Here is a 19,207-nt window from a genome sequence, read left to right as displayed (position 1 = left end):
GAGCGTCGACCGGGTGAGCGCGGGATCTATCGGGGTCGATCAGAAGGGTTCGGCGGCGGCGCGGCGCAGCACCTCGCGGGCCAGCGGGCCGTGCAGCGCCTCGACCGGTTTACCCGGCAGTGAATCGTCGTCGGTGAAGATCCATTCCAGGATCTCCTCATCGGTGTATTTGGCATCACGCATGACGGTGATCAGGCCGGGCAGGAACCGGATGACGTTGCCATCCTCGTCGAAGAAGATCTCCGGCACGCCGGCCACGCCGTCCCGGCGGACGGCCAGGAGTTGATGGTCGCGCAGCATCTGATGCACCCTGGTCACCACGATGCCGAGCCGTTCTGCCACTTCGGGAAGTGACAACAGGGTCACCGAGGCGGGCAGAACATCGTCACTGCAGGGAAATGCGCTCACCCGGATAACGGTAGACGTTGGCGCCGACCACGTCGTGAGACACCCGGGGACGTTCGGTGGATACCATCGTGGGGGCCGCAGGGCGCGGCTGCTCTTGTCGCGCGCAGCGAGGGGTGGAGAGGGTTTGTGAAAGCCGGAGGACATCAATTGATCGGCCACATGCTGGAAGGGCGTTACCGCATCGATGCGCCGATCGCTCGGGGTGGGATGTCCATGGTGTTCCGCGGCGAGGACACCCGTCTGGATCGCCCGGTCGCGATCAAGGTGATGGATCCCAAATTCGCCGGTGATCCGCAGTTCCTGTCCCGTTTCGAATTCGAGGCCCGTGCCGTCGCCAAGCTGAAACATCCGTCGCTGGTCGCAGTGTACGACCAGGGCGTCGACGGCGATCATCCGTTCCTGATCATGGAGCTGGTCGAGGGCGGCACGCTGCGTGAGCTGCTGCGCGAACGCGGTCCGATGCCGCCGCACGCGGTGCGCGCGGTGGCCGAGCCGGTGCTCGCGGCCATCGGGGTGGCGCATGCGGCGGGGCTGGTGCATCGCGATATCAAGCCGGAGAACGTGCTGATCTCCGATTCCGGCGAGGTGAAGATCGCCGACTTCGGCCTGGTACGCGCGGTGGCCGCGGCCAACACCACCTCCGCCAGCGTCATCCTCGGCACCGCCGCGTATCTGTCGCCGGAGCAGGTCACCTCCGGCACCGCCGACGCGCGCAGCGATGTGTATTCCTTCGGCATCCTGATCTTCGAACTGCTCACCGGGCGGGTGCCGTTCACCGGCGACACCTCCCTGTCGGTGGCCTATCAGCGCATCGAGAAGGATGTGCCGAGCCCGAGCCAGTTCATCGCCGGTGTGCCGCCGGAGTTCGACGCGCTCATCGCCCGCGCCACCGCCCGCGAACCCGCGCATCGGTTCGCCGACGCCAACGAGATGGTCGCCGAACTGCGCGCGATCAGCGCGTCGCTGGAACTGCCCGCCTATCGGGTGCCCGCGCCGCAGGAATCGGCCGAACATCTGAGCTCGTCCTACCGGGCCGTGCCCGGTGCGGACGGTCCGCGTCCGCCCGAGCCGCGCCCGCATCCGGTGGCACAGCCCCAGCACACCAGGGTGGTCACGGCGCAGCGGCCGCGCACCGAGTTCGCCGCCGCGCCCCCGCCGCCGCAGCATGTGCGCCCACATCCGGGGCCGGCACCGGCCTTCGCCGGCGATCGCGGCAATTCCCGCCGCACCGCAGCGGTCTGGATCGCCATTGTGGCGGTGCTGACCCTGCTGGTCGGTGTCGGCGGATGGTGGCTCGGGGTGGGCCGGTTCGAGGCGGTGCCCAGCATCGCCGGGATGGACGTGGAGAAGGCCACGGCGGTGCTCAGCAGCGCCGGATTCGAGACCACGACGCGGCAGAAGGCCTCCGACACCATTCCGGTGGGGGGCGTGGTCGGCAGCGATCCCTCGGCCGGTTCCCGCGTCACGAAGGGCTCCACCGTCGCGGTGCTGATCTCCAGCGGTAAGCCGCAGGTGCCGGACGTGGCGCCCGGTGCGGACATCTCCGAGGTGAACCAGCTGATCCGCGATCAGGGCCTGCAGCCGGTGGACGCCGGTGAGGCGCCGAGTGCGGCTCCCGAGGGCACGCTCGCCAAGGTCGACCCGGCGCCGGGCACGGTGCTGCCGATGGGCGCGCACGTGAAGGTGTACAGCAGCAAGGGTTCGCAGCCGGTGACGCTGCCGGACCTGCGCGGCAAGACCACCGCGGAAGCCCAGCAGATGCTCACCGACCTGGGCATCACGGTGAGCGAGAACCGGCCCCGCTTCGATCGCAGCGTGGCCGCCGGACAGGTCGTCGGCACCGATCCCGGGGCCGGGACGACGGTCGAGGCCGGCTCGTCGGTGGTGCTGCTGGTCTCCGATGCGGTGAAGATGCCCGAGGTGCTGGGCAAGTCGGTCGCCGAAGCCCGTGATGTGCTCGAAGGACTCGGCCTGTCGGTGCAGGTGCGCCAGCTGGCCCCACTGGATTCCTCGGTGGTGGTCTCCCAGACTCCGGCGATGAACGCCAACGTCCAGGCGGGAGCCACCGTCACCATCGTCGCCCTGCCCTGAGTCCGTCGATCCGCGCACTCCGGCCTTGCCCGAAACGCGGTGCAGGCGCATTGTGATGTACCGAGTAGGGCCGGGGACGGTGTTCGAGGAGGAAATGGCCGATGGTGCGTGGCACCGTGCGATGGTTCGACCGGGAGAAAGGGTTCGGGTTCATCGCCCGTCCGGGTGGCGCGGATGTGTTCGTCGAGTACTCGGTGATCCTCGGCGAGGGCTTCCGGTCACTGGAGGCCGGTCAGGAAGTCGAATTCGACGTGGAGGAGGCGCGCCGAGGGCCCGAAGCGCGCGCGGTGCGGCCGGTGTAGAGCCGGTTCAGCGGGCGCTCAGGTACGCGCCGGCGGCGACGCGCAGCTTGCGGTGCATCGGCACCACGGCGCGCCGGTCGAAGACCGGGTAGTCGGCCTCCTCGATCTGCTCCAAGATCGCGCCGTACAGGGTCGCGGCGGTGCGGATCGCCGGACGTACTCGCGGTGCGAGCAGTTCGATGCCAGGTGCGGCGGTGCGGTAGAGATCCCGGTTGACGGCGATGAGGTGGGCCAGCGCCCGCCGCATCCGTCGATCGGTGCGGCCGGTGCGGCGGCATTCGGCCAGCAGGTCGTCATCCACGCCGAAGGCGGCGAGTTCGGCGGCGGGCAGATAGATCCGGCCGCGATCCAGGTCCTCGCCGATATCGCGCAGGAAATTGGTGAGCTGGAAGGCGTTGCCCAAGGCGGCCGCCGCCGGTTCGGCCTCGGCGACCGGGACGGCGGTGCCGAGCAGCGGCAGCAGTTGCAGCCCGATCGCCGCCGCCGAACCGCGCATGTACTCGTTCAGTTCGGCCATATCGGCGTACCGGTTCCGGAACTGCGGTGTGCCGGGGATATCCATCCGCATGGAGTGCAGGAAGGTCCAGAAGTGTTCGGCCGCAATCCCGTAACGGCGGATGGTGTCGGTGAGCGCGAGCAGGATCGCGTCGCGGAGCTGGTCGGTGGGGACGGCGGTTGCCGGTCGTGCCGCGGCGGCGGGATCCAGTGCCGCCCTGAGCTGTTCTTCGATGAGATCGATCCGAGCGGCGAGCGCGGCGCCGGTGACGGGGAGGTGGTGCGCCGGTCGCCGCGCGCCGGTCGCAGCATCGTGCGGCGCGCAGTCGACGATATCGTCCACCATCCGCGCGAACGCGTACAGCGCGTGCACGGCGGGCCGCTGCGAGGCCGTCAGCAGCCGAGTCGCCAGGAAATAGGTGCGGCCGTGTTCGGCGGCGATGCGGCGGCACAGCCGATACGCCTCGGCGAGTTCCGTGGCGTCGGCGGGTCGCAGCCGTTCGGGCGTGCGCCCGGCAGGTCCGGCGGTGAGGTCGAGGCCGCGCTCAGCGCCGGTCATGGATGACGGGATCGGCCGGCGAGGGGATCGCCGGGCCCGTGACCGTGCGCGTGCTGCGCAGCCGAAGCGGGTCGACCGTGCGCAGTGACAGCGCCGCCACCACCGCGGCGAAGGTCGCCGCGGCCACATGCCAGAAGTTGTACAGCCCGATCGAACCGCCGGGCTGGAACACCAGCATCAACCAGGTGCACAACCCCACCAGCACCATGAGCGTCCTGGTGGACAGCGCGAAGGCGGCGGCCAGCGCCAGCGGCCACGAGTAGTACCAGGGCAGCGCGGCAGGCGAGAGGATGACGATGGCGACGAACGCGATGAGGATGCCGAGCACGGCCTCGCGTTCGCTGTGCCGGAACCGCCACCAGGTCCAGGCCAGGATCGCCACCAGCGCCGCGGCGCACAGCGCACGCGTGACGGTGAGCACCGGGTCGAAGGGCAGCGGGCCGATCCAGGTCATGCCGTGCGCCATGATGGTCGGCAGCGACAGCCAGTTGATGATCTTCTTCGAGCCCGACAGCGCCGTCAGCCAGCCGATGCCGACGCCGGCCGCCGCGGACGCGAGCGCGAACACCACCGCGAACACGGACAACCCGAGCCCGGCGATCTTGGCGAACAGCAGCGCCGGATGCGGCAGCGTGCCGCCGGACTCCTTGTCCTGGGCGGCGCGTCGTTCGCGTTCGTGCAACATCCAGATCCACACCAGGAACGGCAGGGCGATACCGGCGGTGGCCTTGATGGCGACCGCGACCGCGACGACGACGATGCCGAGTACATGCCTGCGCTCGAGCACCAGGGCGATACCGGCGCACATCAGGCCGACCATCAGCAGTTCGTTGTGCACGCCGCCGATGAGGTGGATCAGCACCAGCGGGTTGAGCACCGCCAGCCACAGCGCGACGGTGGGCTTGCCGCCGAGATGCTTGGTCAGGTACGGGATGGCCCACATCATCAATGCCAGGCCGGGCAGCATCACCAGCCGCAGCGCGATGGTCCCCGCCACGACGTTGTCGTCGGTGATGGTGGTGATGGCGCGCCCGAGCAGCAGGAAGATCGGGCCGTAGGGCGCGGTGGTGGTGGTCCACACGGTGCTGACGTTGTCCAGCAGCACACCGGGATTGGCGACGGGGCCGACCTTGTACGGGTCGAAGCCGTCGCGCAGCAGCGCACCCTGCGCCAGATAGGAGTAGGCGTCCTGGCTGAACATCGGCACCGCGAACAGCATGGGCGCGACCCAGATGCAGACGATCGCGCGCAGCTCGTTGAGCGTGACGCCCGCGCCGGAGTAGCTGCCGCGGCCGAGCGTGGCCCGGCCGAGCCGCACCCAGGCGGTGATCATCATCAGCACGCCGATCCAGACGAAGATCGTCGAGAGCGCGTAGCCGTGCCCGAAACGCAGCCACGACAGGTGCATCGCTTCCAGCAGCGGATCGCGTTTGCGCACCGCGCCCGCGCCGAAACCGCCGAAGGTGATCATGATCGCGCCGACCAGGCCGAGCAGTGCCGCATGGCCCTCGGGGCTGCGCGCGAAGTCGGCGGCGGTGCGTAGCCACGTCAGCAGCGTCTGCGGGCTGCCCGGGGCGGGTGCGGATGCTGGTTTTCGGGATCGAGCCGCGGGTGTCGGAGACACGGTGGCCTGCGCCGGGGTAGTCACGTGGGCAGTCGTTTCCGGGGGTGGCATGTGGTGTCGTTCCCCCCGGGTGTGGTCGGCGGTCGCAACCGCGAGCTGATAGGTCGGCGCTTAGTTTACGGCTTGTTCGCGCGGGGCTGTCCCGATGGTGCGCGGGGTTTCGTTTCCGAGCCGTTCCGGTGTCCCGATTATCCGGTTTGCCGCGAGTTTCCCCGACAGCAGGGCGGTCGGTACACCGACGCCCGGCGTAGTGCCGCAACCGGCGATAACCACGTTGTCGCTGCCGCGCGGCAGATTCCGTTGCCGGAACGGGCCGGTCTGGCGGAAAAGATGGGCGGCGGAGAACGGCGTGCCACTGAGCATGCCCTGCTCCAGCCAGGTCTGCGGGGTGTCGAGGTGGTCGAGCCGGAAGTGTTCGGCGATGCCGTGGTAGCCGCGCTGCTCGAGGACGCCGAGCAGCTCGCGCAGGTACGCCGGGCCCAGGCTCGCCCAGTCCAGTGCCGCCGAATCCAGGTTCGGGCAGGGCGCCAGCAGCGAGAACGGCTCGTAGCGGCCGTCGGCGCGGTCGAGATACAGGCCGGGATCCGAGAGCGCGGGCCTGGTCAGCAGTAGGGAAGGGTCGCTCATCAACCGGCCACCGCGCGGTGCGGCGATCTCGGTGAAGGTGCGTTCCCAGGCGGCGCCGAAATCAATGGTGTGATGGGCCTGGATCGGCCAGCCCGCGGCGATGTCGGCCGGAATGGTGCCGTGCGCGACCACCGCCGATGGAGAGGCCCGCAGCCCGCGCCTGCGGCGCAGCCCGAAGCGTTCGATATCGCCGAGGTCGGCGGTGACGACCACGGCGTCGCAGTCGCGCGCCGTGCCGTCCGCCAGCCGGACCCGGCGCGCCCGGCGGCGGTCGTAGTCGATGCCGGTGACCTCGGCGCCGAGTTCCAGCCGCGCACCGGCGGCGACCAGCGCCTCGGCCATGGCGTCGGCGACCGCGCGCATACCGCCCTCGGGGAAGTACACCCCGAGCGAGGTGTCCATATGCGGGATCGCCCCGTAGACGGCCAGTGCCCGGTTCGGCGGCATCCCCGCGTACAGCGCCTGGAAGGTGAACAGCCTGGTCAGCCGCGGATCGCGGAGGAAGCCGCGGACCCGTGGCCCGAGCCGCCCGAATCCGCCGAGGCGCACCAGCTCCAGCAGCGCCGCGCGTTTACGCGGCAACCGCACCATGTCCAGCGGCGAGTCGAAGTTGGTGTCCATGAACTCGCCGAATTCGGCGCGGTAGATCCGGGCCAGCCATTCGCGCAGCCGTCGATAACGCCCGGCTTCGTCGGGACCGCAGGTCCGTGCCACTTCGGCCGCCATCTCATCCGGGTCGGCGAACACCCGGATATCGGAGCCGTCGGCGAAGCGCGCGTGATACGACGGCGCGAGCCGGTGGATGCGCAGCGGCGCGGTGAGCGACTCGCGGTCGTGTCCGACCGCCGCCAGCGCGTCGTCGATCAGCTCGGGCAGCGTCAACACCGTTGCCCCCGAGTCGATCTCGTAGTCGTCGAAGCGGTAGCGGCCGACCCGCCCGCCGACGTGATCGGCCCGCTCCAGCACGGTGACCCGGCGTCCGGCGCCGGTGAGGTACAGCGTGGCGGCCAGGCCCGACAATCCCGCGCCGATGACGATCACCCGGTCGGCGGGCCCCGCCACCGACCTCATCGCAGGCTCCGGATCGGACGTGCCGTGGCTGCGCTCACGCGGTGTGGACAGGAGCGAGCGACCTCTCCGTGGTTACGCACGCTGCCTCCGCCGTGGCCGTATTCGCTCATGCCGTGCGGCGGGTGGCGGCCAGCGCCATGGCGTGCAGCTGGTCCTTGGCGGCGGGGGTGGCCGAGCTGGTGTCGATGGCGGCCAGCGCGCGCTCGGTGAGCTCGGCGATGCGGGCTTCGACCGCGTCGACGGCGCCGAGTCGCACCAGCACCGCACGCAGCTCGTCGACGTCCGCGCCGCTGAGATCGGTGCCGACCTTGCCGCGCAGCAGCTCGGCGGCGGCCGGATCGGCCTGATCGGCGCGGGCCAGCGCCTCGGCGATGAGCACCGTCCGTTTGCCCTCGCGCAGGTCGTCGCCGGAAGGTTTACCGGTGACCGAGGGATCGCCGAAGACGCCGAGCAGGTCATCGCGCAGCTGGAACGCGATACCGATGTCGGTGCCGAAATCGCGATAGGAACGCACCAGGTCGGGGCCCGCGTCGGCGAGGGCGGCGCCCAGGTGCAGCGGTCGTTCGACGGTGTAGGCGGCGGTCTTGTACCGGTTGATCCGGAGCGCTGCGGCCACCGATTCGTCGCCGCTGGCCTCGCCGTGGATGTCGAGCAGCTGCCCGCCGAGCACCTCGGTGCGCATCTTCGCCCAGACGGTGGCGAAGCGGGCGACGGCCTGCGGGGCCAGCCCGGAGGCGTGCACCATGTCATCGGCCCAGGCCAGCGCCAGATCGCCGATGAGGATGGCCACGCCGGTGCCGAAGCGGGGCGCGTCGCCCGCCCAGCCGCGATCGCGGTGGCGCTGCTCGAAGTCGACGTGCACGGTGGGGAAGCGGCGCCGGGTGCGGGAGGCGTCGATGATGTCGTCGTGGATGAGCGCGCACGCCTGCACCAGCTCCAGCGCGGCGCAGGCGGTGAGCACGGCGGGCGCGTCCGGGCCCTCGGGGTCGCCGCCCGCGCCGAGCCAGCCGGTCCAGGCGAAGCCGGGCCTGGTGCGTTTGCCGCCGCGCAGCACGAACGATTCCAGCGCTTCGGCGGCGTCGACGAAGATCGGCCCCAGCTCGCCGACGGTTTCGCGGCGGGTGGCGAAGAACGAGGTCAGCGCCTGTTCCACGGCGGCGGCGAAGGCGGGCGTCCCTGGGATCGCCGAGGTCGGGCTCGGCTTGGTCGGGGTACCGGGTCCGGCGGACAGGATGACCTCCAAGGATGTCCGGGGAAGGGGTCGGCTCGGCGGATGACGCCGGGCGCGCCGCTGCCGGCGTGCACGGCGGTGCACCCGCTCATGGCTCGAACAATACGCGTCCGGTCCGACGACACTCCGGCCCGCGGGCCGCTCACCTCTACACTGAACCGGTGACTTTCGACAACGTGCGGGGACGTTCGACCCCTGGCCGGCCGTCCTCGACCCGTGGTCGGCCGCCGCAAACCCCACCGATCGTCTCGGGGACGCCGTCGGTCGTGCAGAGTTTGCGGCTGCACTCGAGCCGGGCGGTGCCCTTCTCCGTCGAGTTCAACCCGCCCCGCGACGCCGCGGGTGAGGCCAGGCTGTGGCGTGCGGTGCGCACCTTCGAACGCATGCATCCGGCGTTCGTGTCGATGACCTATGGCGCGGGCGGGTCCACCAAGGACCGCACCGTGCGCGTGACCGGCGAGCTGGCCGGCGAGACCACACTGCTGCCGGTGGCCCATCTCACCGCGGTCGGGCACAGCGTGGCGGAGCTGCGTTCGCTGGTCGGCGCCTACGCCGATTCCGGTATCCGCAACATCCTGGTGCTGCGCGGCGATCCGCCGGGCGATCCGCTCGGGGAATGGCACAGGCATCCCGAGGGCGTCGAATACGCCGAGGAGCTGGTGCGCATCGTGCGCGATCTCGGTGATTTCCATGTCGGGGTCGCCTCGTTCCCGCAGGGCCACCACCGCTCGCCCGACCTGGACCACGACACCCGGTTCCTGGCCGCGAAACTGCGTGCGGGCGCGGAGTATTCGATCACCCAGATGTTCTTCGACGTCGAGCACTATCTGCGGCTACGCGATCGCCTCGTCGCCATGGATCCGATCGAGGGCGCCAAGCCGATCATTCCCGAGCTGATGCCGATCACCTCGCTGCGCACGGTCAAGCGGGCCGAGGAACTGTGCGGCAGGCCGCTGCCGCGTTCGGTGATCGACCGGTTGGAGCGCGCGGCGGGCAGTGGCCCCGAGGAAGACGCGGCGGCGGTGCGCGCGGTGGGCATCGAGATCGCCACCGAGATGGCCCAGCGGCTCATCGACGAGGGCGCGCCCTGCCTGCATTTCATCACCCTGAACTTCGCCAAGGCGACCGGCGAGGTGCTCACCAACCTCGGCTACGGCGTCACGGCCGCACCGATCAGCGCCTGAGTCCGGCCGCCGGGTGCGGATCCGGCCGGCGCCGGGTCAGGCGGCCCGCGCCTGCCGGAGCCCCCACGCTTCGGCGAGCAACCGATGCGATTCCAGCCGGTCGCGATGATCGTGAGTGATCCCGGTGATCAGCAGTTCGTTCGCGCCGCTGACTCGTTGCAGCGCCGCCAGCCGCCGCACCACGGTCTCCGGCGCGCCGACCAGCTGGGTGGCCAGCCGGTCCTCGACCAGCCTGCGCTGATCGGGGGTGAGCGGGGTCAGCGTCGCGGGATCGGCGAAATCGGCGGCGCCCGCCCCGCTGCGGATGCTGTGCACCCAGTGCCCGTAGGGTGCGGCCAGCCGTTCGGCGGTGGCGTCGTCGGCGGCGACCACCACATCCGCCGACACCACCACATACGGTTCGGCCAGCACCTCCGAGGGCCGGAAGGCCGCGCGGTAGGCCACCACCGCGTCCAGCGCGGTGCCGGGGGAGACGTGATAGGCGGCCGCGAACGGCAACCCGAGCCTGCCCGCCAGCTCCGCACTGGCGCCGGCCGTGCTGCCGAACACCCACAGTTGCACCTGCGCGCCCTCACCCGGCACCGCGTGCAGGGCGATGCCCTCGGCGTCGACGTAGCTGCCGTCGAGCAGGGCCCTGATCTCGGCCACCTGGTCGGCGAACTCCGCCGGTCGGGCACCCTGCTGGTACAGGGCACGTTGACCGGCGAGGAAGATCGACGGGTCGGCGATGCGCAGCGGATCGAAGGGCGGCGGGATCACCACGCCGTCACGCACTTCGGTGCGGCCGCGCACAGTGTCGTCCAGCGGCCGGACATTGCGGGCCCGCACCGATTCGGCGCCGAAGTGCCGCGCGCGGTGCCCGGAGCGGCCGAGCCCGAGGTCGAGCCGGCCCGGATGCAGCGCATCGATGGTGCCGAACGCTTCGACGATGGAGATCGAGGTGTGATAGCCGACCTGAACCGCCGCCGAGCCGACCCGGATCCGCGAGGTGGCGGCCGCGACCTGCCCGATCAGGATGATCGAGGCCGAACTGGCCACCCGCGCGAAATGATGTTCGGCCAGCCAGAACCGGTGATAGCCCCACTCCTCGGCGCGCCGGGCCAGCTCGACGGTATTGCGCAGCGCCTGCTGCGGGCTCGATCCGGCGCTGATGGGCGCCAGATCGAGGATCGATAGCGGAACCGTCATGCCCGGCGCTCCGCGGTGCCGAGCCGTGGATCCTGTTCGCCCGCCTCGATCGCCACCCGCAACCGGTTCTGCGCGGGCGCCACCGGGCACGTCGCGTAGTCGGTGAACGCGCACGGCAGGTTGATCGCGCGATTGAAGTCGAGCAGCACGGTGCCGTCGTCGTCGGCCGCGCCGACATCGAGCAGGCGGGCCGCCGGGTAGGTGGTGATGCCGCTGGTGGCGTCGGTGAACAGCACCCGCAGCGCATCCGGGGTGCCGAAGGCGACGACCCGTTCGGTCACCTCGCCGACGCCGAACTCGATGACGCCGGCCCCGCGATGATGGTGTTCGAGGCCGGCCACCACCGCGCCCGTGGTGACGGTGGTCGGCTCGCCGAATGCCTCGAACCGGCCCCGCAGCACCCACCGTTCGTCGGGTGCGTAGGCAGGCACCCCGGTGAACGCGGCCAGGGTGGGTGCGGCCGGATCGTGCACGCGCACGGCGGACTGCCCGGTGCGCCGGATCACCTCGAGTACCCGGCTCTCGTGCCGGATGAGCACTCCGGGCGCCCCTTCCTCGGCGACGACGATGTGCACGCCCGCGATCCGCTCGCCGTCGTGCTCGAGCCGGTCGGCGGGTTTGGCGGTGACGAACACCCGGTCCTCGATCACCCACCAGGTGCCCGGCACGCCGGGTAGTTGTTCGGGCCGGTCGGTGAGCCAGTGCAGCGCGGTGAGGCTCAGGAAGCCGAGCGGGTCGCGCAGGGCGTCTTCGCGTTCGGCGTGCCACGCGGTCCAGTCGGTGGCGAAGGAGGTGAGGCTGGTGGTCATCGGAGGTCTCCTCGGTGTGGTGGGTGGGTCGAGCGTCGTCAGGACGGGTCGTCGGGTGGTGCGGGCAGGCGCAGCGTGACCGACGGTTTCGGGATGGCGGCGAGCAGCTCGCGGGTGTAGTCGTGCCGCGGATTGCCGAAAATCTCGTCGGTGGTGCCGGTTTCGACGATGCGCCCGTACCGCATCACCGCCACCCGGTCGCTGATGCGGCGCACGACGGCCAGGTCGTGGGAGATGAACAGGTAGCTCAGCCGCAGCCGCTGTTGCAGATCGTCGAGTAGTTCCAGGATCTGGGCCTGTACCGAGGCATCGAGCGCGGAGACCGGTTCGTCGAGCACCAGCAGCTCCGGCCGCAGCGCAAGGGCACGGGCGATCGCCACCCGCTGACGTTGCCCGCCCGAGAGTTCGGCCGGTCGCCGCCGCGCGTATCCGGCGGGCAGTGCCACCTGTTCGAGCAGCTCGGCCACCCGCTGTGCCCTGGCCTTGCGGTTGCCGATGCCGTAGGCGCGCAACGGCTCCTCGATCACCGACCCGACGCGCAGCCGCGGGTCCAGCGACGAGTACGGGTTCTGGTAGACGATCTGGAACCGCCGTCGCAGCGCCCGCAGCTGCCCGGCGCGGGCGCGGGTCAACGGCTCACCGTCGAAGACGACCTCGCCACGGTCGGGTTCGGTCAGTCGGACCGCGATGCGCGCGGTGGTCGATTTACCCGAGCCCGATTCGCCGACCAGCGCCAGTGTTTCGCCGCGACCGAGTTCGAAGCCGACCCCGGCCACCGCGGTGACGCTGCTGCCAGCCCCGGCGCGGAACACCTTGTGCACCTCGCGGACGGTGAGCAGCGGGCCGCCGTCGAGCACCGCGGCCGGTCGCACCACCCGATCGGCGGTCAGGGCGGGCGCGGCGGCCAGCAGTTGCCGCGTGTAAGGATGGCGCGGATCGCCGAGAACCTCTGCGGTGCGGCCGGATTCGACGACGGCGCCGTTGCGCAGCACCGCCAGCCGGTCCGCGCGTTCGGCGGCCATCGCGAGATCGTGGGTGATCAACAGCACCGCTGTCCCGCGCGCGGCGATGCGCTCGGCCAGCCGGTCGAGCACCCGGCGCGCGACGGTGGCGTCCAGGGCGCTGGTCGGTTCGTCGGCGATGATCAGATCCGGTCCGCAGGCCAGCGCGATGGCGATCAGCACGCGCTGGCGTTGCCCGCCGGATAGTTCGTGCGGGTACTGGGTGGCCCGCAACTGCGGCCGATCCAGCCCCACCTCGGCCAGCAGGGCCGTGGCCCGCTCCAGCGCACCGTGCCGGTCGTCGAGCCGGTGCACCCGCAACGCCTCGGCCACCTGATCGCCGATGCGGCGCACCGGATTGAGCGACAGGCCCGGATCCTGCGGCACGAACCCGACCCGGAGCCCGCGCAACCGGCGCAGGGCCTGCTCGGATCGGAAGTCCACCGGCTCTCCGGCGAAGGTGACGGAGCCGGCGGCGATATCGGCGGTCTCGCCGAGCAAGCCGATCACCGCATGCGCCAGCGTCGACTTGCCCGAACCGGATTCGCCCACGAGCGCGAGCACCTCACCCCGGCGCACCGCGAGCGAGACGCCGTCGAGGGCGGTGACCGGCCCGTCGCCGGTGCGGTAACGCACCCGCAACTGCCGGACCCGTAGGAGTTCCTCGGCGTCGGTGGGCGCCTCGTGGTCGTCGGCGGGGGACAGGACGTCGACGGCGGTGTTGTCGCTCATCGGTGTGCACTCCTCGTGACGGCGCGACCCACGCGCTGGGCGGACAGGACGACGGCGATGATCACCAGGCCGGGCAGCGTCGTCAGCCACCAGGCGGTGGCCAGGTAGTTGCGGCCCTCCGAGATCAGCGATCCCCATTCGGGGGTGGGCGGTGCGGTGCCGTACCCGAGGAAGCTCAGCGCCGACACCGCGAGCACCGCCATGCCGAACTCGACCGCGGCCAGCGCGAGCACCGGGGGATAGGAATTGGGCAGGATGTGCCGGGCCAGCACCGTGTACCAGCGCACTCCCGACGCCCGTGCCGCCTCCACATAGGCCGCCCGGCGCACCCGAAGCACCTCCGAGCGCATCACCCTGGCGAAGTTGGCGATCAGCGAAACGCCCACGGCGATGGCCACATTCCGGGTGCCGAAACCGAGCGCGGTCACCAGCGCCAGCGACAGCAGCAGCGCCGGAACCGACAGCAGCACATCGACAACCCGCATCACGACCATGTCCACCACACCGCCGAGCGCACCGGCGAGCAGGCCGAGCAGCGTGCCGGCCACCAGGGCGATGGCGACCGCCGTCAGGGTCGCGGTGAGCGACAGGCCCGCTCCGTGCACCATCCGCGTGTACAGGTCGCGGCCGAGATTGTCGGTACCGAACCAGTGCTCGGCGCTGGGCGGCTGGAATTTCTGTGCCGGAACACCTTTCAACGGGTCGCCGCCGGCGAACACCGACGGCGCCAGCGCCCAGCCGATAACCAGCACGAGCACCGCGCTCGCCGGAATCAGGGCCGCGTTGCCGCGCACCAGGTGCCACGCCCGGCGCCGGCGCGGCGGCTGCTTCCGTTCCTCGGCCGCAGCGGTCGTCGTCGCGGGCCGTTCGAGCAGCTCAAGCGACATCGGTGACCTCCCTGCGCTCGCTCGGGCGCACCGAGTGCCCGGCACGACCCCCACCTCCGGCGATTCGCGGATCCAGCACGGGATACAGCAGATCCACCGCGAGGTTGACGACGACGAAGGCCAGCGCGCTCACCAGCACGATGCCCTGCACCACCGGAATGTCCTGGGCCAGCACCGACGTCTGAGTGAGCCGGCCGAGCCCCGGCCGGGCGAACACCGTCTCCACCACCACCGAACCGGCGAGCATGGTGCCCACCAGCACACCGGCGATGGTGAACGCGGGCACGCTCGCCAATCGCGCCACATGCCTGCGTTGCACCCACCAGCGCGAGGCGCCCTTGGCCAGCGCCACTTCGGTGAACGGCTGCCGCCACGTCGATTCCAGCCCGGCGGCCAGCACCTGCGCGATCACCGCCCCGATCGGGATGGCCAGCGTCACTGCCGGCAGCACCAGCCCACCGAACGCGGGCGCCAGCTGCCAGCGAAAGGAGAACAGCTGCAACAGGATCAGCGCGGTCCAGAACGTCGGCATCGATACCCCGACCGGCGGCAGCGCGGCCAGGGCCGAACGCAGCCACGGTGTGCGGGTGTAGGTGGCGGCGAAGGCCAGCGCGGTGCCGCCGGCCGCGGCGAACAGCAGGGCAAGCCCGGTGAGGGCGAGAGTCGAGGGCAGGGCGTCGACGATCGCCTCGGTGACCGGCTGCCCGGTGGCGATGGAGCGGCCCAGATCGCCGCGCACCGCATGCGACAGCGAACTCAGGTACTGCTCCCACAGCGGTTGATCCAGGCCGTACCTGGCGCGCATCTCGGCGAGGGCGGCCGCGTCCACCGGGGTGCCGCCGCCACCGCCGTCGGCCGCGATGGCCACCGGATCCGACGGCAGCAGGTACAGCACGACGAAGGAGATGGTGAACGCCGCCCACAGCACCCAGACCGCGGCCACGCACCGCAGCAGCACATACCGGGTCATGGCCGACGTCCGCTCAGCCAGGTGTCGAAGAACTGCAACCGGGCCGAGGCGTCGAACTTCAGGTCCTGCACGGCCGGGCCCGCACCGATGGCCTGCGACAACTCGACGGTCGGGATCCACAGTCCCTGATCGAGGATCTGCTGCTGGGCCTGCCCGATCAGCGCCGCCCGTGCCTGTGGGTCCACCGCACCGAGTTGTGCGGTCAGCACGTCGTCGAGAGCCTGGATCGGCGGGCGGACATTGAAATTGCGGCCGTCCAGGCCGAATCCGGTGCGCAGGATGTCGCCGTCGGCGCGGGTGCTGTTGTAGTACAGCGCGTCGAAATCCTTGCTGTTCTGCCGTGCGGTGTACTCGGCGATGGACACCAGGTCCAGCGTGAGGTCCACGCCCACCGACCGCAGCTGCTGCTGGATCAGTTCGAGGATCGCCTGATTACCGGCGAACACCTGACTGAACGTCACCGCGAATCCCAGGCGCTGCCCATCCTTGACCCGGATGCCGTCCGCGTCGGGCAGCCAGCCCGCCCGATCGAGGATGGCCCGCGCGGCGTCGGGATCGAAACTCACTGTCCGGGAAAGATCCTGGTATCCCGGCGTTCTGGAAGCGAGCACACTGGTCGCCGGACGGAACTGCGGCCCGAGCACGGTGTCGACGAGCTCGCGCCGGTCGATCGCGGTGAGCAGCGCACGGCGCACGTCGGGATCACGCAACGGTCCACGGGTCACATTCGGCTGGAATCCGAACGGGATACCCGGATTGGGGGTGCTGAGCACCCGGCCACCGCCGGCCTCGATCTGCGGTGCGTCCTGGGGGAGCGCGTCGCTGGCCGCATCGAGCTGATCCGAGGACAGCGAACCGGTCCGCACCCCGGATTCGGGCACCACGGTGAACTCGATGCGGTCGAGGTAGGCCTCACCCCGATGGCCGAACACCGCCGAGCCCCAGCGGTAGCCGGGGCGTTTCACCAGCGTGGCGGAGACGTCCTGGCGGTAGTCGGCGTAGGTGAACGGACCCGAGCCCACCGTCGCCGTACCCGCGCAGCGGTCCTCGGCGGGCAAGGCGGTGGTGGCGTCGGCGAGGATGCCGAGCTGCGGCGTCGAGGACGCTTGCAGGAATTGCGTATTCGGCGCGCTGAACTCCACCCGCGCCGTCAACGGATCGACCACCGTGGTGCCGACATAGCCGGTGAGGTAGCTGCTGCCCAGCGGTGCCTTGACGGCGCCGAGGGTGCGCACGATCGAATCGAAGCTCTTGCGCACCGAGTCGGCGGTCAGCGGTGTGCCGTCGCTGAAGCTCACCCCGTCGGCGAGGTGGAAGGTGAACGTCTTCGCGTCCGGGGCGATCTCCCAGCTGGTGGCCAGCCACGGCCGCAACTCGCCGGTCTCGGGATCTTGGTCGGTCAGCGAATCGACCACCTGCCGCGTCACATAGATCGTCTGGTTGGTGCCTGCCTGCGCGGGATCGGCGCAGGTCGGTGCCTGTGACAGGCCATAGCGCAACACCCCGCCCGGCTGCGGAGGGCCCGCGTCGGGCCCCGGCGTCGTGGTCCCGGAGCCGCAGGCGGCCAGGGTGGCGGCGGTGAGCACCGCGCCGGCAAAAGCCGCCTTGACGGGTACGGCCATGTCGTCGTCCTTTCTGACACGACCGACGAGCCCGGCGCGTCGCCGCGACGTGCGGACTGCGGACTCGACCATGTGTGCCTCCATCGGTCCCGGCAGAAGCACCCGCACCCGTGGACCGGGGGGTTGCTGCGACGTCGGCGAGCCAGGTCTCTCGGTCGCTCTGGATGGTGTCGCCGGACCGGAACCGGGTGGGCCTCCGGTCGGGCCGAATCATCATGCGTCGCAGGGAAACCGCAGCACAATGGTAGTAATCAGGGTGAGTTGAGCCCTTGTCCGGCGAGCCGGTGCGCGGTCGGGTAGGGGTGCGAAACGGGTGCCGCGGGCGCCTGCTCGGAGAGTGTGAGATCACGGGTCTCGGCCTCACTGCGTGAGCGAGCGGCCCTTCCACACGAGTGTCCGGCGCCGCCGGGCGCGGCGTGAACGTGCCCAGAGGTAGAGGTAGGCCGCGACCGATACCGGATGGGCGCACGCGGCGAGGATGTCGTCGCGACCGGGTGCCGCACCGCTGTCCAGGCGGCAGGTCACGAGGCGTCCCGCGACCGCGGCCACATAGCCCATCAGGCCGATCCGCCGGACCCGCCCGTGCCCGGCAACCAGGGCCAGCGGCGGCACCCAGTAGGCGAGCGCGGCAACGGCGCCCACCGCGAAACCACCTGCCGCCGAACCGCCGTAGGCCGACCAGAGCCACCGCGTATACCCGGCCTCCAGTTCGGCCGCATCACGGTACATGCGGGTGCATGCCATCGATCCGGCCGCCACCACTTCGGTGCGCAGGCCCTGACGCCGCATCACCCTGGCGATATCGAGATCCTCGGTGACGCTGCCCGCCACCGCCGCATGCCCGCCGATGGCTCGGTAGGCCGCCGCGTCGAAGGCCAGGAACTGCCCGCACGCCACCGCCATCGACGGGCGCGCACCCCGGTTCGCGAGCGCGATCGGCAGCGTCGTGGCCCACGACCAGCACAGCAGCGGCTGTACCAGTTGTTCGGCGGCCGAGTGCGCGAGTTGCCGCGGCCAGGGCGAGACCAGTGCGCAACGCCGCGCCCGCAATTCGGTCACCGCCGCGGCGATCGCCGCGGGTGCCAGCCGCACGTCGGCATCGACGAAGATCAACGCGGTGGCGCCGGTCGCGGCGGCCGCCTCGGCCAGCCCGGCGCACGCGGCGGCCTTACCGGTCCACCCCGGCTCGGGTTCGTCGTCGCAGCGCAGCACGGTGATGCGCGGGTCGTCGCCGGCCGCGTGCCGCGCCGCCGTCTCGGTGCCATCGGTCGAGCCGTCATCGAGGATCAGCACCCGCAACCCGGGCACACCCGTCTGCGCGCGCAGATCCGCGACCAGCCGCGGCAGCCGCTCGGCCTCGTCGCGCGCGGGGACACAGACGGCCACGGGCTCGGGCACCGGCGGGCCAGGCCGCAACCGGCGCATCGTCAGCAGATTCCCCACCGCGACAGCGCATCCCGCCACCGCGATCCCGGCGCCCACCCGCACCGCCCGCGCGACCAGCGGATGCGGTTCGCGCCGCGCTCGCGCATCGGAAGCGGCGCGCCGACGCCGCAACCCACCAGCCCCGCCGGTCATCGTCGCTCGACCACGCCGGGCCGGCACACCCTTACCTACTTACTGCGCACTTCGCGCCACCAACGGCCGAGGTCGAAGCTCGGTTCCGGGGCGTTCGGCGGCGCCGGATTGCGGTTGACGTAGGCCATGGCCGCCACCACGGCCGCCACGGCCAGGGTGATGCCGCCGACGATGCCTGCCCAGCCGGCGAACGAGCGGGTGTTCGGGTCGGCGTAACTCACCTCGGCGCGAATATTGGTGACGTCGCCGGGCGGCAGCTTCCACGACACCACCGAATCGCCCTCACGATTACCGTTCGTCTTAGCGATGCGGGCCGGGAACGCGATGCTGAACTGCACGTCCGAGCCGTGCGGCGGCACCGATTTCAGGTCGACGCGGCCATTGAGGCTGACCAGATCGCCGGTGCGCTGGAACTGCAACTGGAACATGCCCTGGGTCTGCTCCGACAGCTGACCGAGCTGCTGCACCTCACCGAAGTTCAGATCGTCGAAGAACACCTGACTGCCGACGTAGCCATCCTGGCTGTAGGGCTCCACCCGCATCTTGGTGGCCAGCGCGTCCGGCGCCTTCAACTGCGGGCCCTTGTCCTCGGGGTTGGCCGGGATCACCGCGGCGACGATACGGCCGGAGACCCGGTCGTTGGACGAGACACCCATCGAGGCCTGCACCCGCAGGCAGCCGGCCAGCACCGGCACCAGCAGAGCCGCCAGCAACACGGCCGCCGTCACCCGGATCCCGGGGCGGGGCGCGCGCGGCGAGGGGGCCGGAACGTCGGGTGTCGTGGTGTCGGGACTCGGCTGCACGGGTGACATCGTGCCAGGCGCGCGC

Annotated in this window: 16 protein-coding genes and 1 riboswitch; of the genes, 3 read left to right on the top strand and 13 right to left on the bottom strand. The window is 71.0% G+C overall.

The window, feature by feature from the left end:
* Window positions 1-39 precede the first annotated feature (39 nt).
* The gene (locus tag AC4HOU_RS20385; RefSeq protein ID WP_163815633.1) at window positions 40-408 is read right to left on the bottom strand and encodes an Rv2175c family DNA-binding protein; all 369 of its coding nucleotides are present in this window, start codon (window positions 406-408) and stop codon (window positions 40-42) included.
* A gap of 159 nt (window positions 409-567) precedes the next feature.
* Between AC4HOU_RS20385 and pknB the strand changes: the two genes are divergently transcribed.
* Both pknB and AC4HOU_RS20375 read left to right on the top strand, forming a co-directional pair.
* A complete protein-coding gene (pknB, locus tag AC4HOU_RS20380) occupies window positions 568-2,499 on the top strand; it encodes a Stk1 family PASTA domain-containing Ser/Thr kinase (protein WP_490724946.1) in 1,932 nt (643 codons plus the stop codon).
* A 101-nt stretch (window positions 2,500-2,600) separates the two neighbouring features.
* Window positions 2,601-2,801 carry a cold-shock protein gene (locus tag AC4HOU_RS20375; RefSeq protein WP_014350101.1) on the top strand — a complete coding sequence of 67 codons (201 nt, stop codon included), beginning with the start codon at window positions 2,601-2,603 and terminating at the stop codon, window positions 2,799-2,801.
* Window positions 2,802-2,808: 7 nt separating this feature from the next.
* Here AC4HOU_RS20375 and AC4HOU_RS20370 read toward each other — a convergent pair whose 3' ends face one another.
* The 4 genes from AC4HOU_RS20370 to AC4HOU_RS20355 form a co-directional block, all read right to left on the bottom strand.
* A complete protein-coding gene (locus tag AC4HOU_RS20370) occupies window positions 2,809-3,855 on the bottom strand; it encodes a phytoene/squalene synthase family protein (RefSeq protein WP_490724945.1) in 1,047 nt (348 codons plus the stop codon).
* Window positions 3,842-5,530, bottom strand: a complete 1,689-nt coding sequence (locus AC4HOU_RS20365; protein WP_375139415.1) for an alpha-(1->6)-mannopyranosyltransferase A — start codon at window positions 5,528-5,530, stop codon at window positions 3,842-3,844. The genes AC4HOU_RS20370 and AC4HOU_RS20365 overlap by 14 nt, the downstream gene beginning before the upstream one ends.
* A gap of 60 nt (window positions 5,531-5,590) precedes the next feature.
* The gene (crtI, locus tag AC4HOU_RS20360) at window positions 5,591-7,177 is read right to left on the bottom strand and encodes a phytoene desaturase family protein (RefSeq protein WP_490724944.1); all 1,587 of its coding nucleotides are present in this window, start codon (window positions 7,175-7,177) and stop codon (window positions 5,591-5,593) included.
* A gap of 106 nt (window positions 7,178-7,283) precedes the next feature.
* Window positions 7,284-8,420, bottom strand: a complete 1,137-nt coding sequence (locus AC4HOU_RS20355) for a polyprenyl synthetase family protein (protein ID WP_490724943.1) — start codon at window positions 8,418-8,420, stop codon at window positions 7,284-7,286.
* A 149-nt stretch (window positions 8,421-8,569) separates the two neighbouring features.
* On the opposite strand from AC4HOU_RS20355, the gene AC4HOU_RS20350 reads away from it, so the two are divergent.
* Window positions 8,570-9,592 carry a methylenetetrahydrofolate reductase gene (locus AC4HOU_RS20350; RefSeq protein WP_375139414.1) on the top strand — a complete coding sequence of 341 codons (1,023 nt, stop codon included), beginning with the start codon at window positions 8,570-8,572 and terminating at the stop codon, window positions 9,590-9,592.
* 36 nt (window positions 9,593-9,628) lie between these two features.
* On the opposite strand, the gene AC4HOU_RS20345 is transcribed toward AC4HOU_RS20350, so the two are convergent.
* From AC4HOU_RS20345 to AC4HOU_RS20310, 8 genes are all read right to left on the bottom strand, one after another.
* Window positions 9,629-10,780 carry an LLM class flavin-dependent oxidoreductase gene (locus AC4HOU_RS20345; protein ID WP_490724942.1) on the bottom strand — a complete coding sequence of 384 codons (1,152 nt, stop codon included), beginning with the start codon at window positions 10,778-10,780 and terminating at the stop codon, window positions 9,629-9,631.
* Window positions 10,777-11,589, bottom strand: coding sequence for a DUF1684 domain-containing protein (locus tag AC4HOU_RS20340; RefSeq protein ID WP_195021080.1), 813 nt, complete (start codon window positions 11,587-11,589; stop codon window positions 10,777-10,779). Before AC4HOU_RS20340 ends, AC4HOU_RS20345 begins: the two co-directional genes overlap by 4 nt.
* A gap of 38 nt (window positions 11,590-11,627) precedes the next feature.
* A complete protein-coding gene (locus AC4HOU_RS20335) occupies window positions 11,628-13,322 on the bottom strand; it encodes a dipeptide ABC transporter ATP-binding protein (RefSeq protein WP_490724941.1) in 1,695 nt (564 codons plus the stop codon).
* Window positions 13,319-14,209, bottom strand: coding sequence for an ABC transporter permease (locus tag AC4HOU_RS20330; RefSeq protein ID WP_195007278.1), 891 nt, complete (start codon window positions 14,207-14,209; stop codon window positions 13,319-13,321). Before AC4HOU_RS20330 ends, AC4HOU_RS20335 begins: the two co-directional genes overlap by 4 nt.
* Window positions 14,199-15,179 (bottom strand): ABC transporter permease, encoded by a 981-nt coding sequence (locus tag AC4HOU_RS20325; protein WP_195021077.1) that lies wholly within the window; start codon window positions 15,177-15,179, stop codon window positions 14,199-14,201. Before AC4HOU_RS20325 ends, AC4HOU_RS20330 begins: the two co-directional genes overlap by 11 nt.
* Entirely contained in the window at window positions 15,176-16,801 is a 1,626-nt protein-coding gene (locus tag AC4HOU_RS20320; protein WP_490724940.1) for an ABC transporter substrate-binding protein, read from the bottom strand. The genes AC4HOU_RS20325 and AC4HOU_RS20320 overlap by 4 nt, the downstream gene beginning before the upstream one ends.
* Window positions 16,802-16,878: 77 nt before the next feature.
* A riboswitch (SAM riboswitch) is annotated at window positions 16,879-16,972 on the bottom strand.
* Window positions 16,973-17,161: 189 nt separating this feature from the next.
* Window positions 17,162-18,379: a glycosyltransferase family 2 protein gene (locus tag AC4HOU_RS20315; protein ID WP_490724939.1), complete on the bottom strand. Its 1,218-nt coding sequence runs from the start codon at window positions 18,377-18,379 to the stop codon at window positions 17,162-17,164.
* Between the two features lie 35 nt (window positions 18,380-18,414).
* Complete coding sequence (locus AC4HOU_RS20310; protein ID WP_416382007.1) at window positions 18,415-19,182, bottom strand: LppM family (lipo)protein; 768 nt, start codon at window positions 19,180-19,182, stop codon at window positions 18,415-18,417.
* Window positions 19,183-19,207 lie beyond the last annotated feature (25 nt).

It is taken from the genome of Nocardia sp. JCM 38205 (assembly GCF_058222935.1).
This window is presented reverse-complemented; position numbering and strand designations above follow the sequence as displayed.